Origin of the sequence: Sulfurospirillum arsenophilum NBRC 109478 (assembly GCF_000813345.1) — a bacterium.
GTDB classification, from domain to species: domain Bacteria; phylum Campylobacterota; class Campylobacteria; order Campylobacterales; family Sulfurospirillaceae; genus Sulfurospirillum; species Sulfurospirillum arsenophilum.
Genome location: NZ_BBQF01000002.1, coordinates 131,018 through 145,878 on the forward strand (window position 1 = coordinate 131,018; position 14,861 = coordinate 145,878).

At 34.5% G+C, this 14,861-nt stretch carries 16 protein-coding genes; 6 read left to right on the forward strand and 10 right to left on the reverse strand.

The window, feature by feature from the left end; all coding sequences use genetic code 11:
- Positions 1 to 8: 8 nt before the first annotated feature.
- The 6 genes from era to SAR02S_RS05065 form a co-directional block, all read right to left on the reverse strand.
- Entirely contained in the window at positions 9 to 899 is an 891-nt protein-coding gene (gene era, locus SAR02S_RS05040) for a GTPase Era (protein WP_041957535.1), read from the reverse strand.
- Positions 900 to 912: 13 nt separating this feature from the next.
- The gene (gene hslU, locus SAR02S_RS05045) at positions 913 to 2,238 is read right to left on the reverse strand and encodes an ATP-dependent protease ATPase subunit HslU (RefSeq protein WP_041957537.1); all 1,326 of its coding nucleotides are present in this window, start codon (positions 2,236 to 2,238) and stop codon (positions 913 to 915) included.
- Between the two features lie 6 nt (positions 2,239 to 2,244).
- Positions 2,245 to 2,781: an ATP-dependent protease subunit HslV gene (gene hslV, locus SAR02S_RS05050; RefSeq protein ID WP_041957539.1), complete on the reverse strand. Its 537-nt coding sequence runs from the start codon at positions 2,779 to 2,781 to the stop codon at positions 2,245 to 2,247.
- 5 nt (positions 2,782 to 2,786) lie between these two features.
- Positions 2,787 to 3,233: a 50S ribosomal protein L9 gene (gene rplI, locus SAR02S_RS05055; RefSeq protein WP_041957541.1), complete on the reverse strand. Its 447-nt coding sequence runs from the start codon at positions 3,231 to 3,233 to the stop codon at positions 2,787 to 2,789.
- Positions 3,234 to 3,329: 96 nt separating this feature from the next.
- On the reverse strand, positions 3,330 to 3,749 hold the full coding sequence (locus tag SAR02S_RS05060) for a rhodanese-like domain-containing protein (RefSeq protein ID WP_041957543.1): 420 nt from the start codon (positions 3,747 to 3,749) through the stop codon (positions 3,330 to 3,332).
- 5 nt (positions 3,750 to 3,754) lie between these two features.
- Complete coding sequence (locus SAR02S_RS05065; protein WP_041957545.1) at positions 3,755 to 4,984, reverse strand: argininosuccinate synthase; 1,230 nt, start codon at positions 4,982 to 4,984, stop codon at positions 3,755 to 3,757.
- Positions 4,985 to 5,141: 157 nt separating this feature from the next.
- On the opposite strand from SAR02S_RS05065, the gene SAR02S_RS05070 reads away from it, so the two are divergent.
- The 5 genes from SAR02S_RS05070 to SAR02S_RS05090 are packed head-to-tail and all read left to right on the forward strand — an operon-like array spanning position 5,142 to position 8,798.
- Entirely contained in the window at positions 5,142 to 5,387 is a 246-nt protein-coding gene (locus SAR02S_RS05070; protein WP_041957546.1) for an RNA-binding S4 domain-containing protein, read from the forward strand.
- Complete coding sequence (trpD, locus tag SAR02S_RS05075; protein ID WP_041957548.1) at positions 5,387 to 6,370, forward strand: anthranilate phosphoribosyltransferase; 984 nt, start codon at positions 5,387 to 5,389, stop codon at positions 6,368 to 6,370. Before SAR02S_RS05070 ends, trpD begins: the two co-directional genes overlap by 1 nt.
- On the forward strand, positions 6,367 to 6,798 hold the full coding sequence (gene tsaE, locus SAR02S_RS05080; RefSeq protein WP_041957550.1) for a tRNA (adenosine(37)-N6)-threonylcarbamoyltransferase complex ATPase subunit type 1 TsaE: 432 nt from the start codon (positions 6,367 to 6,369) through the stop codon (positions 6,796 to 6,798). Before trpD ends, tsaE begins: the two co-directional genes overlap by 4 nt.
- Entirely contained in the window at positions 6,785 to 7,507 is a 723-nt protein-coding gene (lptB, locus tag SAR02S_RS05085) for an LPS export ABC transporter ATP-binding protein (RefSeq protein WP_041957552.1), read from the forward strand. The genes tsaE and lptB overlap by 14 nt, the downstream gene beginning before the upstream one ends.
- A gap of 19 nt (positions 7,508 to 7,526) precedes the next feature.
- Positions 7,527 to 8,798 carry an RNA polymerase factor sigma-54 gene (locus SAR02S_RS05090; RefSeq protein ID WP_041957554.1) on the forward strand — a complete coding sequence of 424 codons (1,272 nt, stop codon included), beginning with the start codon at positions 7,527 to 7,529 and terminating at the stop codon, positions 8,796 to 8,798.
- Here the strand turns inward: SAR02S_RS05090 and SAR02S_RS05095 are convergent.
- From SAR02S_RS05095 to SAR02S_RS05105, 4 genes are all read right to left on the reverse strand, one after another.
- Entirely contained in the window at positions 8,795 to 9,628 is an 834-nt protein-coding gene (locus SAR02S_RS05095) for an adenylosuccinate lyase (protein ID WP_041957556.1), read from the reverse strand. The genes SAR02S_RS05090 and SAR02S_RS05095 overlap by 4 nt on opposite strands.
- Before the next feature lie 62 nt (positions 9,629 to 9,690).
- Positions 9,691 to 10,416 (reverse strand): arginyltransferase, encoded by a 726-nt coding sequence (locus SAR02S_RS05100; RefSeq protein WP_156961446.1) that lies wholly within the window; start codon positions 10,414 to 10,416, stop codon positions 9,691 to 9,693.
- 3 nt (positions 10,417 to 10,419) lie between these two features.
- Positions 10,420 to 10,590, reverse strand: coding sequence for a hypothetical protein (locus SAR02S_RS13485; RefSeq protein ID WP_198133083.1), 171 nt, complete (start codon positions 10,588 to 10,590; stop codon positions 10,420 to 10,422).
- Positions 10,591 to 11,238: 648 nt separating this feature from the next.
- Positions 11,239 to 11,805, reverse strand: a complete 567-nt coding sequence (locus tag SAR02S_RS05105; RefSeq protein ID WP_041957557.1) for a hypothetical protein — start codon at positions 11,803 to 11,805, stop codon at positions 11,239 to 11,241.
- A gap of 110 nt (positions 11,806 to 11,915) precedes the next feature.
- Between SAR02S_RS05105 and SAR02S_RS05110 the strand changes: the two genes are divergently transcribed.
- Complete coding sequence (locus SAR02S_RS05110; protein ID WP_041957559.1) at positions 11,916 to 14,855, forward strand: HD domain-containing protein; 2,940 nt, start codon at positions 11,916 to 11,918, stop codon at positions 14,853 to 14,855.
- Positions 14,856 to 14,861: the final 6 nt, after the last annotated feature.

Consider the following 14,861-nt stretch of genomic DNA (forward strand, 5'->3'; position numbering starts at 1 on the left):
TACAAACTTTATTCAACAATATAACCAATTTTCTTTAACATCTCTTTATCTTGGCTCCAGCCTTGCTTTACAACAACCACAAGTTTCAAAAAGACACGTTTTTGGGACAAAGATTCAATCAATTGACGCGCGTTCGTACCGATTCTTTTAATGGTTTGACCGTCTTTGCCAATCAGAATCCCTTTTTGACTTTTTTTATCAACAATGATCGTTGCATAAATATTATCAATCGTCTCTTTTTCATCAACCTTGTCAATGATGACATCTGCAAAATAAGGAATTTCATCACTCGTATTTTCAAAAATAGCTTCACGGATCAGTTCTTTGTAAATATCACGAGAACGCTCTGTCGTAAGAATCTCAGGATCATAAAGATAAGGATGCTCTGGCATAAATTTAGAAATGGCTTCTAACAGATAGGCTTGCGAAATTCCTTTTTTGACAGAAACTGGGATAAGGGCTACAAATTTATCTTGATACGCTTGATATTCAGTGATCTTATCAAAAAGTGCTGTTTGAGAAACACTATCGGTTTTGGTCAAAAGAACCATGTGTGGAATATTGGCTTTATTGAGTGCTGCAAAATCAATATAATTTTGAATACTATCACTAGCTGGAGCAAGAAAAAGGATAAGATCGCAATCCCCCATCGCTTTCATCGCTTCTTCAAGCATAAATTGATTTAAAAGGCGTTCTTGTTCATGAATACCAGGAGTGTCAATAAAAATAATTTGTGTATTTTCGTGCATCGCAATAATATTAAGACGTTTTCGCGTGGCGTTGGCTTTGTGTGAAACCATTGCGAGTTTTTCACCCACTAACCAATTGAGAAGCGAGCTTTTGCCTGCATTGGGTCTACCAATAACGGCGACGTATCCTGTTTTTGTTTTTTCGTTCATTTTGCTTCTTTAATTATAAAATATAGCGACTGCTATCTTCACTCTCAACAATGGCATCGAGTTTTTCATGCACTAGTTCTTTGGTTACATGTAAAGTTTCACCTTCGTGTTCATCAGCACTGTAACTAATATCTTCGAGCACTTTTTCGATAATAGTATGCAGTCTTCTAGCACCAATGTCTTCCGTTTTCTCATTCGTAATTTGAGCAATTTTAGCAATTGCTTTAATTGCCTCATCTTCAAATATTAATTCCACGCCTTCCGTCTTTAAAAGAGCTTGATACTGGCGTAGCAAAGAGTTCTTTGGTTGTGTTAAAATCTGATAGAGTACCTCTTCTGTAAGTGAACTTAGCTCTACACGAAGTGGAAAACGACCTTGAAGTTCAGGAATCAAATCACTAGGTTTACTCAAATGAAATGCACCTGCGGAGATGAAAAGAATGTGGTCGGTTTTAATGCTTCCATATTTAGTGTTGACATCACTGCCTTCAACAATTGGAAGAAGATCTCTTTGCACACCTTCTTTACTGGGATCGCTTCTATGCGATTGTGAAGAGTTAACCGCAATTTTATCGATCTCATCGATAAAGATAATACCACCATTTTGAGCACGTTCTCTAGCTTCTGTCTTAACCGCTTCCATATCTAAAAGTTTTTCGCTTGCTTCAGTTTTTAGAGCCTCTTTTGCATCTTTAACTTTCATCTCTTTTTTAATGTTATTTTGTCCAGATCCCAAGATTTTGATGAAAGATTCTTGTACCTTAATCATTTCAGGAGGAAGCGAAGAATCTCCTAAATCACTGTTATTTTGAGAAATTTCCACTTCGATTTTAAGCTCATCAAGCTCTCCATCGCGAAGTTTCTGACGCATCTTCTCGTAACTTTTTTCATAGTCCGCTTTTTTCTCTTCACTGACTCCTTTTGGAAGAGGAGGTAGCAGTTTTTCTATAATGGTTTTTTCTACATGTAAAGCAATATCATCTTGATTTTTTTCTTTGTGCTCTGCTTTGACAAGGTTGATGGATGCCATCATAAGATCACGCACCATTGACTCAACATCACGCCCCACAAAGCCAACTTCTGTGTATTTGCTTGCTTCTACTTTCACAAAAGGTAAAGAGAGCATTTTTGCCATACGTCGTGCAATTTCAGTCTTGCCCACACCGGTTGAGCCGATCATCAAAATGTTCTTTGGCATCACTTCTTCTGCCATTTCACCTTCAAGTTTAAGACGGCGGTAACGATTGCGAAGGGCTATCGCGATTGATTTTTTAGCATTGAATTGTCCGATGATATACTCATCTAAGTATGCGACAGTTTGTTTTGGTGTTAAATTCATGGTTATTTATCTCTCTAAAACAAATGTTTTGATGTTGTCGTTGGTATAAATACACAGTTCACTAGCGATCTTAAGACTCTCTTTAACAAGTGTCTCTTCATCCAAATTGGCATGACGATCAAGTGCTCGCGCTGCAGAAATGGCATAGTTTCCACCGCTACCAATCGCCGCAATTTTGCCATCTTCTGGCTCAACCACGTCCCCTGTACCGCTTAGGATAAAGATATGATCGCATGTTAAGACAATCATCATAGCTTCTAAACGGCGTAACATTTTATCTTTACGCCACTCTTTGGAAAACTCGATGACAGACTTATACAAATCACCTTTTTTCTGCTCTAATATGTTTTCAAACATATCAAAAAGGTTGAATGCGTCTGCGGTACTTCCTGCAAAGCCTGCTAAGATTTTTCCGTTGTAAAGCTTGCGGATTTTGGTGGCATTATTTTTAAGAACAGTATTGCCAAAAGTGACCTGTCCGTCACCGCCAATGACCGCTTTGTCTTTGCCGCGACACGCAAGGATGGTGGTTGCTTCAAACATAGCGTTTATTCTCCAAGAATACTAAGTTTTAGTACTGCGTGGATGCCATGTCCTAATTTAATGCTCACATCAAAATCACCGGTTGTTTTAATGGCATGTTCAATTTCAATTGTTTTTTTGTCGATTTCAATGCCATGCTGTGCTTTAAGATCGTGTGCAATCTCATCTTTCGTAACAGCACCAAAAAGACTGCCATTGGCTCCTAGTTTACGTTTAACGGTAAGTTTTAGCTCAGCCAATTTTTTCTCAATGGCTTTAAGGTTTGCAATTTCTTCAGCATCAGCGGCTGCTTTTTTGCGTTGATCTGATTCATATTTTCGCATCACTTCATTGGTAGCAAGAAGTGCAAAACCTTTGCCAATCAAGAAGTTTTGACCATAACCGTCTTTAACCTCTTTAATTTCACCTTTTTTGCCTAAATCTTTAACATCTTTAATCAATAAAACTTTCATTTTAAAATCCTTTATAACGCATCAAAGGCAAAGCCCTTGATGCTACGTTAGCCACTAGGGCACTAAAGCTTGCCAATAGCATTGGCGAATGTTTTTTTATTTCATCGTCTTTGGAAGTGGGGCATTTTTGAGTTTTTCACCGTGAAATGCGTCAATGCCACCACTAAGTTGGGCAATGTTTGAAAAGCCCATTCTACGTAAAATAAATATCATTTGTGATGTACGCCCGCCGATATGGCAGTAAAAAATTAAAAGCTTACCGGAGAGCTTTTTCAGCTCTTCCATATGTTGATGAATGGTTGAAGTTGGTAAAAGCATGTCTGTGCCTTTGATGCTTGATTGTGAGTACTCATACATCTCTCTGATGTCAATGAGTAGAAAATCAAGCCTCTTTTGAGCTCTTAGATTTAGCATTACATGTAACTCTTCGCCACTTACTTCACAGCTTCGTGTTACGGTTTTGACTAAATTCATCATTGCTTCATCACTCCATTCACTTTCACGCGCTTCATCCATTAGACTTAAGCTTTACCTTGTTTTTTTCTGTTTTTACCGCTAATAATAAAACGTAGTGCATTAAGCTTTATAAAGCCTTCTGCATCTTTTTGGTTATACACTTCATCTTCTTCAAACGTACAAAACGCTTCATTGAAAAGATTATTGGTTTTAGAATCTCTTCCGATAACCGAAACATTACCTTTGTAAAGTTTAAGCTTTACGGTACCATTGACGGTCTCTTGCGATTTATCAATAGCTGCTTGCATCATTTCACGCTCTGGAGAGAACCAGAAACCGTTGTAAATTGTTTTTGCATAGCGAGGCATGATCTCATCTTTAAAGTGTGCCGCTTCTCTATCTAACGTAATGCTTTCAATGGCACGGTGAGCGCGAAGCATAATCGTACCGCCTGGAGTTTCATAACAACCTCTACTTTTCATACCCACAAAACGGTTCTCAACAATGTCCGTACGACCAATACCATGTTTACAACCCAGCTCATTGAGTTGTGTAAGCATGTTAGCAGGACTAAGTTTAACGCCATTAAGAGCGACTGGATCACCGTTCGCATATGTAATTTCAATCACTTCAGATTTGTCAGGCGCATTTTCAGGGCTTACTGTCCATCTCCACATGTCTTCTTCTGGCTCTGCAGCTGGATTTTCAAGCACAAGTCCCTCATAAGAGATGTGAAGTAAGTTTGCATCCATAGAGTAGGGTGATTTACCCGGTTTTTTCTCAATGCTGATGCCATTTTTCTCTGCATACGCTAGTAATTTTTCACGAGAGTTCAAATCCCATTCACGCCAAGGAGCGATGATAACAAGATCAGAGTTCATGCTAAGGTAACCCATCTCAAAACGTACTTGATCATTTCCTTTACCTGTAGCTCCATGACTCACGCCATCAGCTCCAACCATTGCAGCAATCTCTGCTTGACGTTTTGCAATGAGTGGTCTAGCAATAGAGGTTCCTAAAAGATACTCGCCCTCATAAATTGCATTGGCTCTAAACATAGGAAATACATAATCTTTTACAAATTCTTCTTTTAAATCTTCAATAAAAATATTTTCAGGTTTAATGCCTAAAGAGATGGCTTTTTTGCGCGCAGGCTCTAGTTCTTCGCCTTGACCGATGTCGGCAGTAAACGTTACAACTTCACATTTGTACTCATCTTGGAGCCATTTTAAAATAATACTGGTATCCAGTCCACCTGAGTATGCTAAAACTACTTTTTTGACACTTTTTTTCATAATACGAATCCTCACAGAATTTATAGAATTGCGTGATGGTAGCGCAAGTTTGTAAAAACTTTGCTTATACCCTACGGGTGCTTTACATGTAAAGTTTAAAAAAGCAAGTTTAAATATTCTTTTGCTAGAATGAGCGTTAAATCCTGAAGGATGGGGTATGAGAGTCGATAAATTTTTAAACAGTACTAATATTACAAAACGTCGTGCAGTCTCAGAAGATATGTGCAAAAATGGCGTCATAAGCATCAATGGTGTGGTTGCAAAGCCTGCTAAAGATGTCAAAGTAGGCGATATTATTACCATCAATTATCTTGAAAAAGCAGTAAAATACGAGGTTTTGCAAATTCCTGAGAGCAAAACCATTCCAAAAACGAAACAAAACGAATATGTAAGGGAAGTTTGATGAACTACCAAGAAGCCTATAAACAGTTTAACGCGCTCTTTGAAAATGAGCTAAGCAGCGAAGAAGCGGCACAATTTTTAGTCGAACTTTATGATCGAGGCGAAAGCTTTGAAGAGATTGCCGCAGCAGCTAACGTTATGCGTGAGCATAGTGTTAAGTTAGACATTCCAGAGCATTTAAAAGCAGAAATCATTGACATTGTAGGAACAGGTGGCGATAAAAGTGGTACGTTTAATATTTCGACTACAACGTCTATCGTCTTAGCCTCGCTGGGCTGTAAAGTTGCCAAACATGGTAGCGGTTCAGCAACTTCACTCTCCGGTAGTGCTGATGTCCTTAAAGCTTTGGGGCTTAATCTTGCATTGCCACCTGAAAAACAGATTAAGATGCTTGAGGAGTGCGGTTTTGTCTTTATGTTTGCAATGAACCATCATCCTTGCATGAAACATATTATGCCAATTCGTAGAAGTCTCTCACACCGTACTATTTTCAATATGTTAGGACCGCTTGCCAATCCCGCAGGTGCTCAAAAACAGATGGTCGGCGTGTTTCATGTGGATTATATTGAGCGTTTTAGTAAGGCTTTAAGAGAGCTTGGAACGCTTAAAAGTATGGTCGTAAGCTCATTAGATGGCTTAGATGAAGTGAGCATCTGTTCTGTATCACGTTACACTATGATTGAAAATAAGATTATCACTGAAGGTGAAATTGACCCTCAAAGGTATGGTTTTAAACTAGCTCCACTGGAAGCTATCAAAGGTGGTGAAAGTGTTGAAAATGCCGAGATCACACGCGCAATTTTACGAGGGGATGAAAAAGGTTCCAAACTTGACATCGTCTTATTAAATGGTGCGGCAGCGCTTATGGTGGATGGTAGAGCCAGAGACATGCAAGAGGGCATTGAGATGATGCGAGATGCCATTGCAAGCAAAAAAGCGTGGGATAAGCTTGGCGAAATTATCAAGCTCTCATATCTTGTATGAGTTTAACGTATGAAAAAGTGTGTGATTTAGCACACTTAAATGCTTTTGCCAAAGAAATACACGTAAAGCTTGGAAATTCAGGTGTTCTTCTTTTACGAGGAAATCTTGCCAGTGGAAAGACTGCTTTTGTGAAAGCATTTGCAAAAGCGTTAGGCATAGAAGAGGCTATCTCTTCACCAACATTTTCAATTTTACATGAGTACGAGGGAAAGCTTTTTCACTATGATATTTATCAATGTGGAACGGATGGATTTCTCAAAAGTGGACTGATAGAAAAATTTGATTTGGAAGGTTATCATCTCATTGAATGGGGTGATGCTGAGTTTGAAAAATTATTGCACCATTTTGGTGTAGGTTACAGTACAATTGACATAGAAACAATGGATTTAAAACGCAACTACAAGGTTCACATGAATGCATACGCTTAAAGTTCAAGAATTACAAAAAGTTATTAAAAAAACAGAAATTATTAAGGGTGTTTCGCTCGATGTTAAAAGTGGCGAAGTCGTAGGCCTTTTAGGCCCCAATGGTGCTGGTAAAACAACAGTCTTTTACATGATCTGTGGTCTCATTGAGCCAAGTGCTGGAACTATTTATTTTGACAATCAAGATGTAACACAAATGCCTTTACATGTAAGAGCAAAACTAGGCATTGGTTACCTTCCTCAAGAATCAAGTATCTTTAAAGATCTCAGTGTTGAAGAGAACATCATGCTTGCGGCAGAAATTGTTTATCCAAACAATGAAGATGCTATGAAGCGTGTGGAAGAACTCTTAAATTTGCTCAATATTGAGCCAATTCGTAAACGAAATGGTGTGAGTCTGAGTGGTGGTGAGAGACGTCGTTGTGAGATTGCGCGATCATTGGTTTTAAAGCCAAAATTTCTTCTTCTTGATGAGCCTTTCGCAGGTGTTGATCCTATCGCGGTGGCAGATATTCAAGCAATCGTGCAAGAGCTTGCAAAGCTTGACATTGGTGTTTTGATTACCGATCATAATGTTCGTGAAACACTTGCCATTTGTGATCGTGCTTACGTACTTAAAGATGGAGCACTGCTAGCCAGTGGAAGCAGTGAAGAAGTCGCGCAAAATAAACTGGTGAAAACCTATTATCTTGGCGAAGATTTTAGATTTTAGCGCATAAGGGAGATGGGTTTTGAAACTTAGGGTTTCTGGCACACAAACAACCAAACAAAAGTTCTCCTCAACGCTAAGAGGCTGGCTTCCCATACTTCAAGCCAATCTCGATAGCTTAGTAGAAACACTAGAACCTTTTGTACAAGAAAACCCCTTCATTAGTGTCAAATCAGGTTCTGAAACACCCGATAAACGGTTTGAGAAAAAAAGCTTTTTCTCTGAAGCGGCTAAAACATCCGTTTCGGATACTATAGAAGCGTTAACACTGGATAAAAAATCTCTTTTTCAAACACTCTTTGAACAGGTGAATCCACCTCTTTTCCCAACAGAAAAATCGCAGCGTATAGCCTATGAAATTATCGAAAATATTAACTCAGAGGGTTATTTTGAAGTACAAGGACTTGCCGAAATCGCTAAAAAATTGGCTGTTTCTGTAGTTGAAGTTGAAAAAATTAGACAACGTTTTGCTTACCTAGACCCTTTGGGTATAGGAGCGCTTGATCTTAAAGAGACTTTTTTATTTCAGCTCCAAGATCTCTCTTTAGAAAATGATCTTTATTCGATGGTTGAAAAGCTTATTATTAACTTTGAAAACATCGAATCTTTTAGCAAAGAGTCTCTGTTTCATGAAGCACTGAACATCATAAAACGTTTTCACAACCCCCCTGCTATCGACTTTTTAGAAGATGAAAAAGAGGTCATTCCTGATATTTTTATTTACGATTTAGCAGGAGCCATCGAAGTGCGAATCAATGATGCGTACTATCCTGAAGTGATTATTGACACGGAAGGGCTTGATGAGAACCATAGTTTTGTTTCTCAAAAAATCAAAGATGCTAAAGATCTTATTGATGCATTAGAGATGCGTAAAGCAACACTTTATAAGATTGGTTTGATGATTGTGGAGTATCAGTATGACTTCTTCTTTGGAAAAGCAATCAAGCCTATGAAACTCAAAGATTTGGCTGATGATTTAGGACGTAACCCTTCGACCATTTCTCGTGCCATTGCTGGCAAATACCTTTCATGTTCTCGCGGTGTTATTCCTTTGAAACAGTTTTTTGCAACAGCCGTGGAAGAGGATATTTCTAACAGTGCGATTAAAGAGTATATGGTGGAATTGGTGAAAAATGAGAGTAAACTAAAGCCACTTAGCGACATTAAACTCTTAGAACTCATTGAGTCAAAATTCAACATCAAAATGGTGCGACGTACGATTACAAAGTACCGTCAGCAGTTTAACATTGCTAGCTCATCCGAGCGTAAAAAACTCTATACCCTTAAATTCTAAGCGATTTTAGCAACATCCGCATGTTTGAAGTGCATTTTGAGCATTTCGTAGGCATTTTGAACCTCTTGAAACTTTGCCACATACTTTACATGTAAATCTCCATCGTACAAACCACAACTATCTGGATGGTATTTTTTAACCAATGCAAGGTAATTTCTACGAATAATCTCAAAAGAGTCTTCAACTTTACAACCAAGAATACCAAAGTACTCTTCAAGCAGAGAGAAGAGGGCATTATGACGGCTTCGTTTTGCACGTTTTGCCACAAAACTCTTTTTATAGGCTAATAAATCTTCCAAGACATACGAAAATTCTACAAAACAGCCAAAGAGCTCTTTTTGATCCAGTAGTTTTTCTAAAAGGCGAACGGTCACGTCAGAGTTTGGGTAGAGTGTAATCGTGCCATTTTTAGGACGAATTCTTACTAAATGATCCTTAAAATAGCTTTTAAGATACGATGCAAAAAGTGTGTTGTGTGAACCCATATGAAAGACAACAGCATAGCTGTCTTCAATAGCAAGGTTTATATTCATTTTTTGGAGTACTTGATTGGATTTGAGAAGGGATATTTTGATGCTTTTGTCAACCGCATTTTCAATAATATGGGCTTGTTCACTGTTTCCTGTCTTGCGAAGGTAGATTTTGCTGATAAGCTTTAAGAAATAGCGACGTTGTACTAACTCATCGTGCTCTTTGAAGATAATCATTTTATCTTTGCGACCAATCTTCTTTTGAAAGTTTTTATCCGCAATATTTTGTAAGTAATAAAATGTTTTTGAATCTTCTTGTATTGTAAGAGCAAGCATATCATGAGAAAGTGAAAGGTGCATCGATCCATCCTTTTTGTCAAGTTATTTACCTTGAAGCAAAAAGAATTCCAAGTTTTAAAAGTTTAGATCCAAATGGCATCTTCATCAAGGCTCGGATTGCCTTGAAGTATCTGATATGGGGCATACAAAGCTTTGTATTTGAGGCTTTGACAGTTTTCTACATAATAGCCCAGATAGATCCAATCTAGATCATACTCTTTAGCCAGAATGATCTGTTCATAAATGGACAGACGCCCTAAGGAAAGCTTTTCAAAATCAGGATCATAGTAAAAATAAATCGACGAGATGCCATCATCTAAAAAATCAATCAAATCAACGCCGATGAGTTTATCGTCATGAAAATAGAGCACTTCTTTACCGAAATTATGTGCACCACTCACATAGAGTTCATGATAGCTTTGTGGCTTGAGATTGTAGTATTGCCAGCCGCGTTTTTGCTCCATAAAACGGTGGTATTTATCGTAAAGTTCTAGGTGCTCTGTACTAATAGTAGGAGATTGAATGACGTAACGAAGGCCTTCTGCTTTTTTAAAAGCACGTTTCGCAGAGCGTGAAAAAGCGTAGTTTTTAATATCAATGCGAAGGCTTAAACACGATTTGCAATTATGGCATTGTGGACGTGAATAGTAGTGGCCAAAGCGTCTCCAACCTCGTTCTATTAAAGCTTGATTAAGCTCCATCGTTGCACTTTCGATGTACTTATATTCCATACGTGTTTTGCAGCCATCAAGATAGGAGCATTTTGTTTCTAAGGTTGAAAATTCAATCATGCGTGAGAAGGGTGTCATGGCTTAGTGTAGTTTTTTAACTCCAGAGTTTTGCATAAATTTTTCAAATTGCTCGTGTAGTTTTTTTTCTTTCTCTTGTTTTTGTTCTACGATAAGTTTTTCTTTTGTATTTTTTTCTTCTTGATTGATTTTGTCTTTGAGTGATTTGAGGTCATCAAATAGATTGCTTTGCATTGCATGCCTTTACATGTAAAGATAAATAAGGTTGGATTATAGCAAAAAATCATACAAAGAGGCTTAGAAAGGGTCGATTAATTTTTTTTATTTGAGAATTAGGAATTAAAAAAAGAAGTGGTACCTGAGGCCGGACTCGAACTCATGGAAAAGTATATGATAAATCCCTAAAATTAGGCATTTTATTAAAAATTAGTTAGCCAAGAACACACTTTTTTTAACGATTATATTGACATCTGATTAAGTATTAATACGTAAAATATTACATATTAATTTATGTATTTTGTGGTGTCAAGAGAGGGAAACTTTGAATGAGAAACAAAAAAATACAAAAGACCATAAATAGGGACTATCACAACTCTATCATTTTCAAAAAACTGTATTTTTTGTTCATTTTGGGCACAGTAAAATATATTGCCGATAATATATTAACAAAATTAAGCATTTTTTAATAACTTCATTTATTTTTAACCTAAAATATAGTTTTAGGAAGAGAATTATCTAAAAAATATCTAATATTTGAGCTTTATAAAATTATTAAAGTAAGATAAACTATTTCTCGTGTATTTTGATAAAGTGATACATAAATACTACACATTAAAATTCCGATATATTATTTTAATGATTTTTTAATATGCAATTTGTGAATTATACTTCATCAAGCTTACAATGAATAATATAGTCACTATGTTGTGTTATATCAATAACTCGAAATTTTAATTTTGGTTGAACTAAAATTTCATTTTCATTTTTAAAAATAGAAAAATTACTAATATCGAGGTAAACGGATTTTCTTGAGCATATTTCATAAATCACTGCTGCTTTTTTTTGTTCTATATTTTTAGAGCTATTGAAAATTGAGTTTTCTGCCGTTTGAATGTCATATGAAAAGGACAAGATGCTATTTTCTAATTCAATTGTCTGAGATATTACATGATTATTTTTAAAAACAAAAAAAATATCATCAACTTCATTATTTTCGTCTTCAAGAATATCACCACGGAAAATTGATTTTTTTTTATCAGTGTTATCTATATATTTCTCAAATAATCCACGAAGTAAATTTGCAGTTGGAAGATACTCTTTTAGAAAGTCATCAAGATAATTACCTTGGAAAATTCTTTTAATATGGCGATATTCAAGAGTAGAGTTAGTCCAAATATAAATTGCTTTTTTTTCTTCTTCTGTCAAATTATCAAAAGATTGTTTATTCAAAATTTCTTTCCTTAATGCATATTTTACAAAGATATTAAGCAATTAAAGATTGATTTTTCTTTATACTTTGAGTATTGAATATTTTGCAAAAAAAATTTACAAGGGAAATAATGGTTAATTATCATGAAAGTAAACTATGGCACAATCTCAAAACAAAAGTTTCTGAAAAAATATTAGGAGATTTTAAAACTGTTATAGATAGCACTATCCCTCTTTTAAAATATATTAAAACAACTTTCCCAAATTATACTAATCATGATAGCGAACATTCATTAAAAATTATTAAAAATATTGAAATGCTTTTAGGAGATCATGTCGAAAATTTATCTGAAGCAGAATCAGCTGTTCTCTTACTTGCAGCGTATTGGCATGATTTAGGTATGGCTTGTAGTGATATCCAAAAAATAAAAGATGAACGATGGTTTGAAAAGTATCAAGTAGATAATAATATAGAAAATTCTAGTTGTCTAACTATGGAAGTAGCTTCAGATTATTTAAGGCAATATCACCATGAAAGGCTTGAGTTCCACCTATATGATACAGATGAACTTTTAGTACATCTTGAAAATGATAGCTTATTAATCAAAGAGCATAATATTATTGATATAGCCTATCAAGTGTCTAAAAGTCATTATGAAAATACTGAAAATATAATAATTTTAGAAAAATATAATTCTGCTGAACGAAATGATGATTTTTCTTTTTGTGCGATTCTTCTTAGATTAGGAGATATTTTGGATTTTGACCAAGAACGTACAGAAACCTCTACTTATAAATTTTTAGGGTTAAATTCTGCAATTACAACTTCAGAAAAAATTAGCCAAGAAGAATGGAAAAAACATTTATCAAGCCTTGGTTTTAAATATCAAAACAATATTTTATATTTTAGTGCGACACCCACTGACCCCAATATTGAACATTTAATACGAAAATTTATTGAAGTTATTGATTTAGAAATTAACAAATGTTCGCATTTTTTTAATACATATTGTAAAAAATGGAACTGTATTCTTAAATTACCTTCTTCAATTAACGTTGAAAATATCAAATCGCAAGGCTATAAATTTGGAGATTTTCACTTTACGTTAGATCATGAAAAAATTCTAAATCTCCTTACTGGAGACAATATATATGAAAATCAAGCGGTTTTTATAAGAGAACTTCTCCAAAATTCAATAGATGCTTCATTATATATCCAAGCGATTAAAGCAAGAAATGGCATTGAATATAAATGCAAACCAATTAATGTATTTGATTGGTATGATGATAAAGGCAATTATTGGATTCGTTTTGATGATTATGGTGTCGGTATGGATGAATATATATTACTTAATTATTTTACAAAAATAGGCGTTTCATTCTACGAATCAAAAGATTTTGACAAAACGATTGGCTTTAAAGCAATTAGTAAATTTGGTATTGGCATCTTATCTTGTTTTATGATTTCAAATAAGATTGAAGTTAATACAAGGAAAGAAGGGAAAGAAGCCATTCGATTTTCGATTAATTCACTCAATTCTTATTTTGTGACACACTTAGAAAACGAGCATAAAAGAGTTAGTTATTTTCCTTCACCAGATGATAAAAAAGAAAAATATCGAAAAGATGTAGGTACCTCTATTGCCATTCAAATAGATTTTAATAAGCTTAAAAGCTGGATAAATATAGAAGAAGAACTGTTAGAAAACATTCTTTGTTCTCCAATAGAAATCCAATATAAGAATAAAAAAATTGGAACCACGCTAGATATTTTAAAAGATAATTTTTGGATTAAACATGAAGAAACATTTGAATTAGATAAAAATGATATAGATCAAATTAATAATTTTTATCAATCATCAAAAAAAAATAATAATATTAAGATTACACTTCAACCAATAGATATATCAAAAAATTTAGTAAATCCAAATATTCAAGGACATTCTCTTCAAATAAGTATTAGCGGACTTAAATGTCGAAAAAATGAGGATTATGAATTTAATATTAAAAATTCTAAGAGAATAATAACTCTTCAATTGTATAAAAATAGATTTAACTCATCATCTAGTAAAGAATTTACCATTGAACTGTCCAAGTATCCTGTAATTCAAACTTTGTTAGATAAACCATTATTTAACAAAATTTCACATAATGGAATTGTAGTTCAAAAAATAAATGTGAATAGCTTCTTGACTCCTATAACGGTTACTCATATTTATTTATTTAATCAAAGTAGACCTTTATTAGATATTTCTCGATCAAAAATAAGATTTAATTTGGAAACTTTATTAGCAATGAATTTAATGTTTTTACAGAATGATGGTTTGAGTCATAACTTATATAATTTAAAGTTAGTTGGAATAGAAGGTACAAAAATTACCTATAAAGAAGCTATCCATAATATTTTGCCGATATTATCAATATTACAAAATACAAAATTATTCAACATAATAACGATAAATGGCCTGCAAAATGTTAGCATTGATGAAATAATAAAAACTAAATTATCAAATATAATCAAAATACAAATTCATGAGTGTCCAGTAATATGCGCTTATGATATCATTGATTTAAGTTATTTACATCAGGAAATCAATACTATAATCACGACAACTTTACTTTTTTTATATACAGAAGTGTTTTTTGATATTTCTTCCGATAAGAAATCACCATCTTGTTTTATTTCAAATATTACTCATCATGATGAGACAACTTTAAATTTAAAGTTGCCTCGAATATGCCAAGAACTCTTTCCAGTAGGTTTTTTTATCCAATATGATAATCGATTAATTAATTTGCTTCAATTCAACAGCATCACATATCCATATGAATCTTATAGTGTGAATTTGAAGCATCCATTTTCACAATGGCTTATTAGCAAGGCTGAAACATTAAACAAGAATTTTGGAGGAATTTTTGAGGACATAAAGAGTGTTTTTACTACATTACGAAAAACTAATGATGAAAAAAAAGAACAGCTCATAAAAGTTATAAATGTTCTTCAAAAAATAGATCGTAACATTATTAGTAAAGAAGTTATTGAAAGTATAAATTTTGAAATTGAACAATAAAAATTT

Excerpts from the sequence above, each read along its gene's own strand:
- SAR02S_RS05065 (WP_041957545.1), bottom strand. The coding sequence starts at position 4,984 with ATGAAAAAAAGTGTCAAAAAAGTAGTTTTAGCATACTCAGGTGGACTG.
- tsaE (WP_041957550.1), top strand. The coding sequence starts at position 6,367 with ATGAGTTTAACGTATGAAAAAGTGTGTGATTTAGCACACTTAAATGCT.
- era (WP_041957535.1), bottom strand. The coding sequence starts at position 899 with ATGAACGAAAAAACAAAAACAGGATACGTCGCCGTTATTGGTAGACCC.
- rplI (WP_041957541.1), bottom strand. The coding sequence starts at position 3,233 with ATGAAAGTTTTATTGATTAAAGATGTTAAAGATTTAGGCAAAAAAGGT.
- SAR02S_RS05060 (WP_041957543.1), bottom strand. The coding sequence starts at position 3,749 with ATGGATGAAGCGCGTGAAAGTGAATGGAGTGATGAAGCAATGATGAAT.
- SAR02S_RS05095 (WP_041957556.1), bottom strand. The coding sequence starts at position 9,628 with ATGCACCTTTCACTTTCTCATGATATGCTTGCTCTTACAATACAAGAA.
- lptB (WP_041957552.1), top strand. The coding sequence starts at position 6,785 with ATGCATACGCTTAAAGTTCAAGAATTACAAAAAGTTATTAAAAAAACA.
- hslU (WP_041957537.1), bottom strand. The coding sequence starts at position 2,238 with ATGAATTTAACACCAAAACAAACTGTCGCATACTTAGATGAGTATATC.
- SAR02S_RS13485 (WP_198133083.1), bottom strand. The coding sequence starts at position 10,590 with ATGCAAAGCAATCTATTTGATGACCTCAAATCACTCAAAGACAAAATC.
- SAR02S_RS05100 (WP_156961446.1), bottom strand. The coding sequence starts at position 10,416 with ATGACACCCTTCTCACGCATGATTGAATTTTCAACCTTAGAAACAAAA.
- SAR02S_RS05070 (WP_041957546.1), top strand. The coding sequence starts at position 5,142 with ATGAGAGTCGATAAATTTTTAAACAGTACTAATATTACAAAACGTCGT.
- hslV (WP_041957539.1), bottom strand. The coding sequence starts at position 2,781 with ATGTTTGAAGCAACCACCATCCTTGCGTGTCGCGGCAAAGACAAAGCG.
- SAR02S_RS05110 (WP_041957559.1), top strand. The coding sequence starts at position 11,916 with ATGGTTAATTATCATGAAAGTAAACTATGGCACAATCTCAAAACAAAA.
- trpD (WP_041957548.1), top strand. The coding sequence starts at position 5,387 with ATGAACTACCAAGAAGCCTATAAACAGTTTAACGCGCTCTTTGAAAAT.